14 protein-coding genes are annotated in these 12,441 nt (G+C 66.5%); 6 read left to right on the top strand and 8 right to left on the bottom strand.

Annotated features, from left to right (window positions below; all coding sequences use genetic code 11):
- Nucleotides 1–40: 40 nt before the first annotated feature.
- Complete coding sequence (locus BSQ44_RS07165; protein WP_072602580.1) at nucleotides 41–577, top strand: glycosyltransferase; 537 nt, start codon at nucleotides 41–43, stop codon at nucleotides 575–577.
- Between the two features lie 12 nt (nucleotides 578–589).
- Here BSQ44_RS07165 and moaB read toward each other — a convergent pair whose 3' ends face one another.
- From moaB to BSQ44_RS07135, 6 genes are all read right to left on the bottom strand, one after another.
- Complete coding sequence (gene moaB, locus BSQ44_RS07160) at nucleotides 590–1,144, bottom strand: molybdenum cofactor biosynthesis protein B (protein WP_072607914.1); 555 nt, start codon at nucleotides 1,142–1,144, stop codon at nucleotides 590–592.
- 2 nt (nucleotides 1,145–1,146) lie between these two features.
- Nucleotides 1,147–2,022, bottom strand: a complete 876-nt coding sequence (locus BSQ44_RS07155) for a 4-(cytidine 5'-diphospho)-2-C-methyl-D-erythritol kinase (RefSeq protein WP_072602579.1) — start codon at nucleotides 2,020–2,022, stop codon at nucleotides 1,147–1,149.
- Between the two features lie 23 nt (nucleotides 2,023–2,045).
- Nucleotides 2,046–2,231, bottom strand: coding sequence for a hypothetical protein (locus tag BSQ44_RS07150; RefSeq protein ID WP_072602578.1), 186 nt, complete (start codon nucleotides 2,229–2,231; stop codon nucleotides 2,046–2,048).
- Between the two features lie 81 nt (nucleotides 2,232–2,312).
- Complete coding sequence (locus BSQ44_RS07145; RefSeq protein ID WP_072602577.1) at nucleotides 2,313–3,182, bottom strand: S49 family peptidase; 870 nt, start codon at nucleotides 3,180–3,182, stop codon at nucleotides 2,313–2,315.
- An 85-nt stretch (nucleotides 3,183–3,267) separates the two neighbouring features.
- Complete coding sequence (locus tag BSQ44_RS07140) at nucleotides 3,268–4,053, bottom strand: tRNA1(Val) (adenine(37)-N6)-methyltransferase (RefSeq protein WP_072602576.1); 786 nt, start codon at nucleotides 4,051–4,053, stop codon at nucleotides 3,268–3,270.
- 12 nt (nucleotides 4,054–4,065) lie between these two features.
- Nucleotides 4,066–4,290: a putative signal transducing protein gene (locus BSQ44_RS07135; protein WP_072602575.1), complete on the bottom strand. Its 225-nt coding sequence runs from the start codon at nucleotides 4,288–4,290 to the stop codon at nucleotides 4,066–4,068.
- A gap of 158 nt (nucleotides 4,291–4,448) precedes the next feature.
- Between BSQ44_RS07135 and BSQ44_RS07130 the strand changes: the two genes are divergently transcribed.
- The gene (locus BSQ44_RS07130) at nucleotides 4,449–5,465 is read left to right on the top strand and encodes a polyprenyl synthetase family protein (RefSeq protein ID WP_072602574.1); all 1,017 of its coding nucleotides are present in this window, start codon (nucleotides 4,449–4,451) and stop codon (nucleotides 5,463–5,465) included.
- Between the two features lie 140 nt (nucleotides 5,466–5,605).
- On the top strand, nucleotides 5,606–7,585 hold the full coding sequence (locus BSQ44_RS07125) for a tetratricopeptide repeat protein (RefSeq protein WP_072602573.1): 1,980 nt from the start codon (nucleotides 5,606–5,608) through the stop codon (nucleotides 7,583–7,585).
- An 84-nt stretch (nucleotides 7,586–7,669) separates the two neighbouring features.
- On the opposite strand, the gene BSQ44_RS07120 is transcribed toward BSQ44_RS07125, so the two are convergent.
- A complete protein-coding gene (locus BSQ44_RS07120) occupies nucleotides 7,670–7,969 on the bottom strand; it encodes a hypothetical protein (RefSeq protein ID WP_072602572.1) in 300 nt (99 codons plus the stop codon).
- Nucleotides 7,970–8,117: 148 nt separating this feature from the next.
- A complete protein-coding gene (locus tag BSQ44_RS07115) occupies nucleotides 8,118–8,420 on the bottom strand; it encodes a hypothetical protein (protein ID WP_072602571.1) in 303 nt (100 codons plus the stop codon).
- A 177-nt stretch (nucleotides 8,421–8,597) separates the two neighbouring features.
- Between BSQ44_RS07115 and BSQ44_RS07110 the strand changes: the two genes are divergently transcribed.
- From BSQ44_RS07110 to glyS, 3 genes are read left to right on the top strand one after another with little or no spacing between them, the layout of a single operon-like run.
- Nucleotides 8,598–9,551 carry a glycine--tRNA ligase subunit alpha gene (locus tag BSQ44_RS07110; RefSeq protein ID WP_072602570.1) on the top strand — a complete coding sequence of 318 codons (954 nt, stop codon included), beginning with the start codon at nucleotides 8,598–8,600 and terminating at the stop codon, nucleotides 9,549–9,551.
- On the top strand, nucleotides 9,551–9,922 hold the full coding sequence (locus BSQ44_RS07105; RefSeq protein ID WP_072602569.1) for a VOC family protein: 372 nt from the start codon (nucleotides 9,551–9,553) through the stop codon (nucleotides 9,920–9,922). Before BSQ44_RS07110 ends, BSQ44_RS07105 begins: the two co-directional genes overlap by 1 nt.
- Before the next feature lie 17 nt (nucleotides 9,923–9,939).
- Nucleotides 9,940–12,423, top strand: coding sequence for a glycine--tRNA ligase subunit beta (gene glyS / locus BSQ44_RS07100; protein ID WP_072602568.1), 2,484 nt, complete (start codon nucleotides 9,940–9,942; stop codon nucleotides 12,421–12,423).
- The last annotated feature ends 18 nt before the right edge of the window (nucleotides 12,424–12,441 follow it).

Below are 12,441 nucleotides of genomic sequence, written 5' to 3'. Positions count from 1 at the left end.
AGCGCTGGAATTCGGCTAATCTTTCGGCTAAGCGAAAGGGATGTTGACGGTGCTCATCGAGACGCGCAACGACGAGGATGCGCTCGCGCGCACGTTGATGTCGCTGGTTTCCGGCGCCGTGGAAGGAGTCGTGCGCGAAGTGTTGGTGCACGACAGGGGCTCGACGGACCACACCAAGGCAGTCGCTGACCATGCCGGTTGCGCGCTGATCCCGAACGGCGAACTCGCCGCCGGAATGCGGTGCGCCAAAGGCGACTGGCTGCTGTTCATGGAGCCCGGCGCGAAGCTCACGGATGGCTGGATCGACGCAGTGGTCGCCCATGTCGGACGCCGTACCACGCCCGGACGCTTCCTGCGCTCACGGTCGTCCGACGCGTGGTTCCCCTCGCGCTGGTTTTCCCGCAGACGGCCGCTGGCGGAAGGCCTGCTGGTGAGCAAGCCGCAGGCGCTGGCGAAGCTGAGACCGGGCGACGAGGTGGACGCATTTGCCCGCCGCATCTCGGGCCAGCGCATCGGTGCGGAAATCATCCCCGCCGAAATCAAGCAGAACAGGCGCCGGATCTCGGAGATCGGCTGAAGCCAGCCGGCCTCAGACGACGGTGCCGCCGCGCTTCAGGTGCTCGTCCAGCCGAGGCATGATCTCTACGAAGTTGCACGGCATGTGGCGGTAGTCGAGCTGCGCTTTCAAAATGCCGTCCCAGGCGTCCCGGCAGGCTCCGGGAGAGCCGGGCAGCACGAAGACGAAGGTCTGGTTGATCAGCCCGCCGGTGGCGCGGCTCTGGATCGTCGAAGTGCCGATCTTGTCATAGGAGATGCGGTGGAAGACTTCGGAGAAGCCGTCCATCCGCTTCTCGAACAGCGGCTCCAGCGCCTCGGGCGTCACGTCGCGGCCGGTGAAGCCGGTGCCGCCCGTGGTGATGACGACGTCGACGGCGGGGTCGCGCGACCATTCCAGAACGATCGCGGCAATCTTTTCCTTGTCGTCGGTGACGATGCCGCGGTCGGCGAGACGGTGGCCGGCCTCGCCGATGCGTTCGGCCAGCGTGCGGCCCGACTTGTCCTCGTCCATCGTGCGCGTGTCGGAGACGGTCAGCACAGCGATGCCGACGGGGAGAAAGGGGCGGGTCTCGTCCAGACGTTCCAGGCTCATGCAGGCGCTCCCATGGTTCTCGTCGGTTCCACGAACCAGTCTGGGTGCCGGTCGCGGATACCGGCCGCGGCCTGCCCGGCGGCCCGGGGTCCGGAAAAAAGGCCAAAGCAGGTGGCGCCCGACCCGGTCATCCGCGCGAAGCCTGCGCCCGCCTCGCGCAGCGCGTCAAGCGCCTGCCCGATCTCCGGAACGATCGAGCGAGCCGGGGCTTCGAGATCGTTGCGTGTGCCGGCGAGCCAGAAACAGGCGGCGCGGTAATCCGCCTGTCGCGGGGGTACGCCGAGCGGCGGGTTCTCGCGGCTTTCGAGCCGGCGGAAGACGTCGGGGGTCGAAACGGCCATTGCCGGGTTGACCAGCACCATGTCCAGCGCCGGCCAGTCCTCCAGCGGGGCGAGTTTCTCGCCGATTCCCCAAGCGACGAGGGGGTGCGCGGCGAGACACATCGGCACGTCGGCCCCGAGCGCGGCGCCAAGTTCGGTGAGTGCCGGATTGGAAAGATGCAGGTCCCATAGTCGCGAGAGGCCGCGCAGGGTGGCCGCCGCGTCGCTCGATCCGCCGCCCATGCCGGAAGCGACGGGGAGATTCTTTTCGAGCAGGATGGACACCGGCGGGCAGCGTGCGGCGCCGGTTTTCTGCCGCAGGCGGTCGCGGGCGCGAAGAACGAGGTTGTCATCATCGGAAAGCCCGGCGCCGAAGCGGCCGGTAATCGCGAAGGCGTCCTTGCGCGCGGCGCGGAACTCGAGCCGGTCGCCGAGCTCGCAGAAGACCGCGAGCGTTTCGAGGAGATGGTAGCCATCGGCCCGCCTGCCCGTGACGTGCAGGGCGAGATTGATCTTGGCGGGAGCGCACAGGGAAAAAGGAACCGGAGGCATGCCGCGCCAAGTAGCCCGGATGCTCAGTCCTTTGCCAGCCTGTACTCGCCCGTCTCGGGATCCTTCACCAGCGTGCCCGTCGAGCCGACAGAGGATTCCTTTTCGGCCCGGCGAACCCGCGCCGACACGCGCTCGGCTTCCTTGATGAAGGCGCGGTAGCCGATGTAGCCGACCGCCGCGATAACGACGAAGAAGATCAACTGCGGCATGTCTTCCTGCTCCTCAAGCAAGGCCGGCTCGTCCCATCCGGCATCATACCATGATCCGCGCCGGCGACCGACGCGAAAATGTCACAGGCCGTAGCGGGCCCAGTGCGCACGCTCTGTCGCGGCGTCGAGCACGCCGCTCGCCAGACCGGCGGAAAGTTCCGCGGTTTCGGCGCCCCCGCGGATGCCGAAGAAGCCCAGTTTGCGGCCGAACAGCCCGCGCGGCGCGGAGACGAGGCGCAGTTTCACCTTCTCGCCGAATCGCTGCCGCAGGAAGCCCCGCATGTCGCCCAAATGATCGACCAGACCGAGTTCCTTGCCGCGGATGCCCGACCAGAAGAGGCCAGTGAAAAGGTCGTCGTCTTCCGCGAGCTTGGGGCCACGGCGCGCCTTCACCATGTCGATGAAGGTCTGGTGTACCTCGAGCTGAAGCGATTTCAGGTGGTCGACGTCTTCCTTCCGCTCCGGCGAGAAGGGATCGAGCGTCGCCTTGTTCTTCCCGGCGGTATAGAGGCGCCGCTCGACGCCTATCTTCTTGATCATTTCCTGGAAACCGAAGGAGGCCGAGACGACGCCGATCGATCCGACGATGGACGACGGGTCGGCGACGATCTCGTCGGCGGCGATGGCGATCATGTAGCCGCCCGAGGCGGCCACGTCCTCGACGAAGACGAAAACCGGCTTCTTCTTTTCGACGGAGAGATCGCGGATGCGCTGGTAGATCAGGCGCGACTGGACCGGCGAACCACCCGGCGAATTGATCGATATGGCGACAGCCGGGGCGCTCTTGAACGAGAACGCCTTTTCCAGCACCCCCGCGGTGCTTGCGAGTGACAGGTTCTGCCGCATCGGACCGCTGGTCGCCATGATCGTGCCGTGCAGCCTGACCACGGGAACGACCACCTGGTCGCCGCGCAGAGACTTCGGGAGTAGGCGCTTGAGGAAACTGGTCACGGGGTGCCTTGTCTCGGAGGGTTTCCACCGGATGTAGGAACTCGGCGGCGCGCTGCAATCCCGCTCGGGCGTCGGATCGCCGCGTTCAGTCGCCGAAGAGGGAGGCGCGGCCGTTGTTGATGGCGTCCGCCTCGGCGGAAAACCGGTTGCCGCCGCTCTCGTGCAGGACGAGCGGCGGAGCGAGCGACATTGTCCGGCGCGACGCCCGGACGGCACGCAGCACGACGCGGATCGCAGCGGCGTCCGGTCGCGGATGGATCGGCTTGATAGCCGCTGCGCCGAAGCGGCCCTCGAGCGCGGCCAGGATCGCCGGAAGGGATTCGGGGCGGGCGATCAGCGCCAGCCCGCCGGAGGGACGCACGATCGCGGCGGCGGTCCTGATCCAGCGCTCGAACAGGTCCGGCTCCATGACGTGCGCGGCCTTCCGCAATTCGTCCGGCGTCTGACGGTCGCGACCGCTGTTGAAGGGCGGGTTCAGGATGGCGAAGTCGAAGGAATTGTCGCCCAGGCCGACAGCGGCGCGGGCGTGTCCGGCGAGCGAGACGTCCGCCACCAGGAGCGAGGCGCGCGGGGCGATCGCGAAATTGGAAGGGTGGGAGAGCGTGCGCGCGGCGTAGCCGGCCATGCCGGGCTCGCGCTCGACGAGCACGGCCTGCGCCCGTCCGCAGCGCGCCAGCACGGCGAGCCCCGCCCCTCCGGCGCCGGCGCCGAGGTCGGCCAAACGTCCCGTGAAATTGCCGGGAACCGCCGCCGCCAGCATCATCGCGTCCATGCCGGCCCGATGACCGCCGGTACGCGGCTGGACCAGCCAGAACGCGCCGCGATGGAACGCGTCGAGCGTGGCGTCGGGCGCTGCCGTTTCCGGTTCCATCGGCGGCCGGGCTCAGCCGTCGCGCATCTCGTCCGCGAACCCGGCGTCGGTCAGGATGCGGCGTGCCTGTTCCACGTCGTCCTCAGCCACGAGCACGCGACGCGGCAGGACGCCGAGCGAACCCTCCATGATGCTCATGTTCTGGTCGGCCACGAAGAAGGAAAGGCCGGCATCGCGCATCAGGGCCTCGATGTAGGAGATCACGACTGGGTCGTTGGTACGCAGAAGCTCGATCATCCGCCAAGGTTCGCAGCTTGACCCGACCCTGTAAACTTATATTGCTCGGTCCAGCGGTTGCCGGCGCGCCAATTCGCCCCTTGTCTGGCCGCGCGGGCGCACCATAGTGTCAGGACGAAAAGTCACCGCGTGCGCGGGTACGGAGTGGAGAAGTGTCGGTGGGCGTCGTCGTATCGCTTGAGGATGGCAAGAAGCAACAGGCGTCGATCCAGCCGCTGATCGCGCTGACCGATAGCGACATGTCGCGGGTCAACGAGCTCATCCTGTCGAAGGCCGGCTCGGACGTGGAGATGATCCCGGAGGTCGCCAACCACCTGATCTCCTCGGGAGGCAAGCGGCTGAGGCCGATGGTGACGCTCGCGGCCGCGCGCATGTTCGGTTACGGGGGAGACGGCCACGTCAAGCTCGCCACCAGCGTCGAGTTCATGCACACTGCGACGCTTCTGCACGACGACGTGGTCGACGAGAGCGACATGCGGCGCGGCAAGAAGACCGCACGCATGATCTGGGGCAACCAGGCGAGCGTGCTGGTGGGCGACTACCTGCTCGGCCAGGCCTTCCGCATGATGGTCGAGGTCGGCTCGCTGAAGGCGCTGGAAATCCTCTCCTCCGCCGCCTCGGTGATCGCCGAGGGTGAAGTGATGCAACTCGCCGCGGCGAAGAACCTCGAGACGACCGAGGACGAATACCTGGCGGTCATCAAGGCCAAGACGGCGGCCCTGTTTTCGGCCGCGGCCGAGGTCGGACCAGTGATCGCCTCCGCCAGCAAGTCGGAACAGGCGGCGCTGCGGTCCTACGGCACCAATCTCGGGCTCGCCTTCCAGCTGATCGACGATGCGCTGGATTATGGCGGGAATGCGCGCGACCTCGGCAAGAACACGGGCGACGATTTCCGCGAGGGCAAGATCACGCTGCCGGTAATCCTGAGCTACCGGCGCGGCACCCAGGAGGAGCGCCTGTTCTGGAAGGCCGCCATCGAGGACGCCGGCAACGACGACGCGGCGCTGGAGAAGGCGACCGCGCTGATGGCTCGCTACGGCGCGATCGGAGAGACGATCAGCCGCGCCCGGCATTTCGGCAACATCGCACGCGACGCGCTGGCGCCGCTGAAGGATACACCGCAAAAGAACGCGCTGCTGGAGGTCATCGACTTCTGCATCGATCGTGTATCCTAGCCGCCCGAAGTACATCGATTCGGGACCGCCGCGGCGTGACGGCGGCACGGCGGGAAGCACGTTGATGTGCGTCCGCAAAAAGGCCATGCTCCGGCGGCATAGATTGATCCGATCTGGCGCTGGGCGCAGGAAGGGAAAGCATGCAGCGAATTGGCGGCAAATGGTTGATCGCGACGGCGATCGCTCTGGCGGGCGCGATTGGCGCGACGCCGGGCTCGGCCAAGGACGCGGCTTCGAAGGCCGACCAGGAGACGGTGCAGATCGGCTCGTTCTCCGGCGCATTCCTGGCCGCGCGCGTCGCCGAGGTCGACAACGACCTCGACAGCGCGATCGAATACTACAAGCGTGCGCTCTCCTTCGACCGCGACAATCTCGGCCTGCAGCAGAGCGTCATGCTGGCGCTGATCTCGCGCGGCTCCTTCGAGGAGGCGCTGCCTTATGCGGAGAAGCTGAAGACGGTTCCCGAGGTGGAGCGCTTCTCGCGGCTGGCGCTCGCCGTCTCGGCGATCCAGAAGCAGGATTTCGGCGCCGCGCAGAACTATCTGAAGCTGGCGCTGGAATCGGATCTCGACCGGCTTATCACCGGACTGATGACCGGGTGGACCATGCTCGGAGCCGGCGAGGCGCAGGAGGCGCTCGAGCAGGTGCGCACGCTCGAGGGGCCTGAATGGTACACGCTCTTCAAGGGCTTCCACGAAGGCCTGATCGCCGACCGGGCCGGCCTTACCGACGAGGCGCTGAAGGCCTATGACGAGACGGTAAAGAACGCGGCCGCCGGAGGCGCCGCGCCCGATACCTACCTGCGCGCCGTCGAGGCCTATGCGCGCCTGCTGGCGCGGGAGGGCCGCAAGGACGACGCGCTCGCCGTTCTCGACGAAAGCGAGGCCTTCGCTTCCAACCGCCCCTCGATCGTGGCGCTGCGCGCCGAGATCGAGGCGGGCGCCGAGATCGCTCCGATGGTGGCGAGCGTGCGCGACGGTGCGGCCGAAGTGCTCTACGACATGGGCAGCGCGCTGAACCGCGGCGGCGGCGAAGCCTTCGTGCGGCTCTACCTTCAGTATGCGCGGGCGCTGAAGCCCGATCTCGACGGTGTACTCATCCAGCTTGGGCAAGTCGCCGAGCAGCAGGGCCACGCGGAGGAAGCGATATCCTTCTACGAGCAGGTTCCCGAGACATCGCCGCTCAAGCGCATCGCCGAGCTCCAGCTCGGCCTGAACCTTGCCGACCTGGAACGTGCCGACGAGGCCAAGGAGCATTTGAAGGCGCTGATCGACAGCGACCCGAACGACATGCGCGCTTATCTCGCGCTCGGCGGCGTCTACGCCTCGAAGGAAGAGTATCGCGAGGCGGCCGACCTCTATGATCGCGCTCTCCAGCGCATCGACGAGCCGCAGCGGGCCGACTGGAACCTCTTCTACCAGCGCGGCATCGCTTACGAGCGGCTGAAGGAGTGGGACAAGGCCGAGCCGAACTTCCGCAAGGCGCTGGAACTCTATCCCGACCAGCCGCAGGTGCTGAACTACCTCGGCTATTCCTGGGTCGACATGGGTATCAACCTTGAGGAAGGCCTCGATCTCATCAGGAAGGCGGTCGAACTGCGCCCCAACGACGGCTACATCGTCGATTCACTCGGCTGGGCCCACTACCGGATGGGGCGCTACGAGGAGGCGGTGACAGAACTCGAACGCGCCGTCTCGCTGAAGCCCGACGACCCGGTGCTGAACGACCATTTGGGCGACGCCTACTGGCGCGCGGGCCGCAAGCTGGAGGCGACTTTCCAGTGGGCGCATGCGCGCGACCTGAAGCCGGACGCAGACGTGCTGGTCGAGGTCGAGCGCAAGCTGGCCGAAGGCCTGCCCCCCGAAACGGCACCGCTGAAGGAAGAGCAGAAGGCGGAAATCCCGCCGATCATGCTTCCCGACGTGCCGGCGCCGAAGGCCGTCGCCGAGCCGCAGTCCGCCACCTACACGGTGCGGCCCGGCCAGTCGCTCTGGTCGATCGCGGCGGACGAGCTCGGCAACGGCGAGCGTTTCCGCGAAATCCTCGAACTAAATCCGGGTCTTCGCGGCAATCCCGGCAACATCCGGCCCGGGCAGGAACTGGTACTCCCGCCCGGCTGAGGCAGCACGCCGACGTTCGCAGCCCGCCCTCTCGGGTCTAGGCCGCTATTCCGAGATATGTTCTGAACATCGGCCGTTCCTGGCCTACCTGCCGAAGCGCGGCGCCGGGCAGCTCTGCCCGGCTCGCGGCGGGACGCAGGTCAGCGACAGCCGCGAAGCGACCGTCTCATTCGGATTGTTCTTCTGGCACAGGCACTGCGTCTTCGGCTGCACAATCGTATCGCAGAACGGATTGATGCAGCGCCATCCGGTGACCGAATCGCTGGTCGGTCCGTGGCTGCTCGACTGTGCGAAGGCTCCGGGGGCGGATGCGAGAAGCAGGACGCCGCCGACCAGCGCCGAGCGCGCGATGAGGCGGAATGAATGGCGGGAATTGCGGACCATGGAGAACTCCTTCGGGGACGCAGCGGGTGCGACTCACTCGCCGCCGGTCCGGGAGAAGGTAGTCCGCCTGCCGTAACGGGACAGCGTCGGAAGGATCACTTCCACGCGACCGGCATGTTACGCGGATATCCGCGCCGTCGGCGCGGGGTCAGTTGCCGAACGGCGGCTTGACCGGGCATGCCACCCATTTCAGGCCGACGGTGGTGCTGCAGGTGAGCTTGAGCTTCCTCAAGTCATTCTCGGCGGGGTTTTCCTTCTGGCACAGGCAGTTGGACTGCGGGAGCCGCACCACGTCGCAACCCGGCGTCACGCAGATGTAGCCGGTGACGTCGTCGCGCGTGTTGCTGTTGATATCGGGCCAGTTCTGGGCCGAGGCCGGAATAGCCAGCGACATGAAGATGCCGGCGACGCAGGCCGCGAACTGCGCCTTTGCGATGGGAGACGTGAACATGAAGTGTCCTCTGATCCGAGTGGTTACGGCGGCGGCCGCGAAGCGGCCTCTGTCCTCCACAAATAGTACAGCGGGCTCGTGCGTTCCAGCATTCTCGCGACGCCGCCTCGATCCTTGACCTATCACCCGCGCGTCTCTACGACGTGCTCGCCGCATTCGACCGCCGGGAAGCCCCTCTTGAACGCCAATCTTTCAGCAGAGCTGCGCCCGACCCGATCCTTCCAGGATCTGATCCTGACGCTGCACAATTATTGGTCCCGCTACGGCTGCGTGGTGCTGCAGCCCTACGACATGGAGGTGGGTGCCGGCACGTTCCATCCGGCCACAACGCTCAGGGCGCTGGGGCCGCGCCCCTGGAGGGCGGCCTACGTGCAGCCCTCGCGGCGCCCGAAGGACGGCCGCTACGGCGAGAACCCGAACCGGCTCCAGCACTACTACCAGTACCAGGTGATCCTGAAGCCGAACCCGCCCAATCTCCAGGAGCTCTATCTCGGCTCCTTGGAGGCGATCGGAATCGACGCGCTGCGCCACGACATCCGCTTCGTGGAGGACGACTGGGAAAGCCCGACTCTCGGCGCCTGGGGGCTCGGCTGGGAATGCTGGTGCGACGGCATGGAAGTGTCGCAATTTACCTATTTCCAGCAGGTCTGCGGCATCGAATGCGCCCCGGTTTCGGGCGAACTCACTTATGGGCTGGAGCGGCTGGCCATGTACGTGCAGGGCGTCGACAACGTCTACGACCTGAACTTCAACGGCGGCGAAGGCGCAGACCGCGTGAGCTACGGCGACGTCTTCCTCCAGGCCGAGCAGGAGTATTCCAGGCACAATTTCGAGCATGCCGACACCGCGATCCTGTTCCGGCATTTCGAGGATGCCGAGAAGGAATGCAAGGCGCTGCTCGATGCCGGGGCGCCTGCCGACAACGTCGATCGCGGCCTTCACAGAATGGTGTTTCCCGCCTACGACCAGTGCATCAAGGCGAGCCATGCCTTCAACCTGCTCGACGCGCGCGGCGTCATCTCGGTGACGGAGCGGCAGAGTTATATCCTGCGGGTGCGCAACCTCGCGAAAGCCTGCGGCGAGGCGTTTCTGAGGACGGAAGCGAGCGGAGCGATGGCGGAGGCGGTTTGATGCCCGGCGGAACGGTCTACTTCAACGAATTGAACACCTGGAACCCGGAGGATGCGAAGGCCTTCTACGGCGACGTGCTAGGCTGGACGTTCCAGGAAGTGCCGACCGGCGACGGCCAGACCTACATCCTCGCGCGCTCGGGCGATGCACTTGCGGGCGGCATCTTCACCTACACCTCGCCGATGTTCGACGGCGCACAGGAATTCTGGCTGACCTATTTCGCCGTTGACGACATCGACGCGCGCTGCGAAGCGGCGAAGGCGAACGGCGCGCATGTGCGCCGGGCGCCCTTCGACGTGCCCGGCTTCGGACGCATCGCGGTTCTCGACGACCCGGCGGGTGCCACCCTGGCCTTCATCCAACCGGCCTGACACGGACCTTTTTCACCATGCCCGACCTCCTGCTCGAACTCCGGTCCGAGGAAATTCCAGCCCGCATGCAGCGCAAGGCGGCGGGCGACCTGAGGAAGCTGGTCACCGACGGGCTGGTGGAGGCGGGCCTGACCTACGAGGCGGCGCGCGAATACTGGACGCCGCGCCGGCTGGCGCTCGACCTGCGCGGTCTGACCGCGCGCTCGAAGGACGTGCGCGAAGAGATCAAGGGGCCGCCGGTGAAAGCGCCCGAACAGGCGGTGCAGGGCTTCCTGCGCAAGGCGGGGCTTTCCTCGACCGACCAGCTGACAGTCCAGACCGACCCGAAGAAGGGAGATTTTTACGTCGCGGTCGTCGAGCGGCCGGGCCGCGCGACGGAGGAGATCATCGCCGGTCTGATGCCGGGCGTCATCCGGAACTTTCCCTGGCCGAAGTCGATGCGCTGGGGCCGCGCGTCGGCGCCAAAAGGGACGCGCTTCTACGGCGACGAGGCCAAGGGCGGCGAGACGCTGCGCTGGGTGCGGCCGCTGCAATCGATCGTCTGCACTTTCGGGCCGGAGACGGAGGAGCCGGTGGTGGTCGACTTCACCGTCGACGGCATCTGCTCCGGCAACGTCACCTACGGCCACCGCTTCCACGCCCCTGACGCGATCACCGTGCGCCGCTTCGACGACTACGTCTCCAAGCTGGAGGCGGCCAAGGTTGTGCTCGACGGCGAACGCCGCAAGAGCATCATCCTCGAAGACGCCCGCAATCTCGCCTTCGCCAGCGGACTGGAACTCGTCGAGGACGAGGGGCTGCTGGAAGAGGTTTCGGGACTGGTCGAATGGCCCGTGGTGCTGATGGGCGAATTCGAGGAGGAATATCTCGCGATCCCGCCGGAAGTGGTGCGGCTGACGATCCGGGCCAACCAGAAGTGCTTTGTGGTGCGTCCTTCGAGGCCGGCTTCGCCGGCGCCTCAGGATGAGGACCATGGTGCGGGCGTCCTTCATCCCGGGCCTTCCACGCACGATGGCGCGGATCCTGCCACCGTAAGCCCTCATCCTGAGGTGCCGGCGAAGCCGGCCTCGAAGGACGCACTCTCAAACCGCTTCATCCTGACCGCCAACATCGAAGCGACGGACGGCGGAGCCGAGATCGCTCGAGGCAACGGCAAGGTGGTGCGGGCGCGGCTTTCGGATGCGCTGTATTTCTGGAAGACCGATCAGTCCGACCTTCCCGACCTCGGGCAGCTGACGGAGTCGGCGAAGAAGTTCGGGCTGGACCTCGAGAAGCCGCTCGACCAGCGCATGGCACGGCTGGATCATCTCGGCGTGACGTTCCACGCCAAGCTCGGCACGCAGGGCGAGCGCGTCGAGCGCATCGCACGACTGGCGGAGGAAATCGCCCCGATGGTCGGCGCCGATCCCGCCCTCGCCCGCCGCGCCGCGATCCTCGCCAAGGCCGATCTGCAGACCGAGGTCGTGGGCGAATTTCCGGAGTTGCAGGGCGCCATGGGCCGCAAGTATGCGGAGCTTCAGGGCGAAGACCCGAGCGTCGCCGCCGCGATCGAGGAACACTACCGTCCGCAGGGTCCATCCGACACCGTGCCGGCCGACCCCGCCTCGATGGCGGTCGCGCTGGCAGACAAGCTCGACACGTTGGTTGGGTTCTGGTCGATCGACGAGAAACCCACGGGGAGCAAGGATCCGTACGCGCTGCGGCGCGCGGCGCTAGGGGTGATCCGGATCCTGGTGGAGAACGGCGTAAGATTGAACCTGCTCGAATTGAGCCAGTCGATAATTGCCAATCCGACAACCCGACCGCCGCTGCAGAAGGCTGTGCGCCACGTTGAAGGTCAAGGCGTACTGGAGACATACGCGCTAGATCTCCTCTCCTTCTTCCACGACCGCCTGAAAGTTTATCTTCGCGATCAGGGCGCGCGGCACGATCTGATCGATGCGGTGCTGGTGAGCGGCGGGGCTGCTGTCGTCGAGGGGTATGAAGCAGGATCGCGCCAGGCGCCCCCATCTGCCCTCCCGGGCATCTCCCCCGGGAGGGGGGATACCAGCCAATCGCAGGCCTCAGCCGCCGCCTCGAACGACGATCTCCTAATGATCGTGCGGCGCGTTAAGGCGCTTGGGGACCTCCTCGATACCGAAGACGGAAAGAACCTGCTTGCGGGAACCAAGCGCGCGGTGAACATCATCGCGGCGGAGGAGAAGAGGGGGACGGAGATCGCGCCGGCCGTCGATCCCGCGCTTCTGGTGGCGCCCGAGGAGCAGCGGTTGTTCGAAGCGATCGGTCAGGCCGGCGAAGAGGCGGGCGACGCGATCCGGGCCGAGGATTTTTCGGCCGCGATGCGCGCCATGGCACGGCTGCGCGGGCCGATCGACACCTTCTTCGATACCGTGCTGGTGAACGATCCGGACGAGAAGATCCGGGCCAACCGGCTGGCACTCTTGACCGGCATCCGAACCGTCACTGGCCAGGTGGCGGATTTTTCCAGGATCGCCGGCTGAGGGCAGACCGAACCGCCG

The organism is Aquibium oceanicum, from assembly GCF_001889605.1.
Taxonomy (GTDB): Bacteria; Pseudomonadota; Alphaproteobacteria; order Rhizobiales; family Rhizobiaceae; genus Aquibium; species Aquibium oceanicum.
The sequence above is the reverse complement of the archived record's forward strand: the minus strand, read 5'-3'. Positions and strand labels throughout refer to the sequence as shown.

Coding starts and splice junctions, on each gene's coding strand:
- BSQ44_RS07115 (WP_072602571.1), bottom strand. CDS start 8,420: ATGTTCACGTCTCCCATCGCAAAGGCGCAGTTCGCGGCCTGCGTCGCC.
- BSQ44_RS07120 (WP_072602572.1), bottom strand. CDS start 7,969: ATGGTCCGCAATTCCCGCCATTCATTCCGCCTCATCGCGCGCTCGGCG.
- BSQ44_RS07140 (WP_072602576.1), bottom strand. CDS start 4,053: ATGGAACCGGAAACGGCAGCGCCCGACGCCACGCTCGACGCGTTCCAT.
- BSQ44_RS07165 (WP_072602580.1), top strand. CDS start 41: ATGTTGACGGTGCTCATCGAGACGCGCAACGACGAGGATGCGCTCGCG.
- BSQ44_RS07125 (WP_072602573.1), top strand. CDS start 5,606: ATGCAGCGAATTGGCGGCAAATGGTTGATCGCGACGGCGATCGCTCTG.
- glyS (WP_072602568.1), top strand. CDS start 9,940: ATGCCCGACCTCCTGCTCGAACTCCGGTCCGAGGAAATTCCAGCCCGC.
- BSQ44_RS07105 (WP_072602569.1), top strand. CDS start 9,551: ATGCCCGGCGGAACGGTCTACTTCAACGAATTGAACACCTGGAACCCG.
- BSQ44_RS07135 (WP_072602575.1), bottom strand. CDS start 4,290: ATGATCGAGCTTCTGCGTACCAACGACCCAGTCGTGATCTCCTACATC.
- BSQ44_RS07155 (WP_072602579.1), bottom strand. CDS start 2,022: ATGCCTCCGGTTCCTTTTTCCCTGTGCGCTCCCGCCAAGATCAATCTC.
- BSQ44_RS07150 (WP_072602578.1), bottom strand. CDS start 2,231: ATGCCGCAGTTGATCTTCTTCGTCGTTATCGCGGCGGTCGGCTACATC.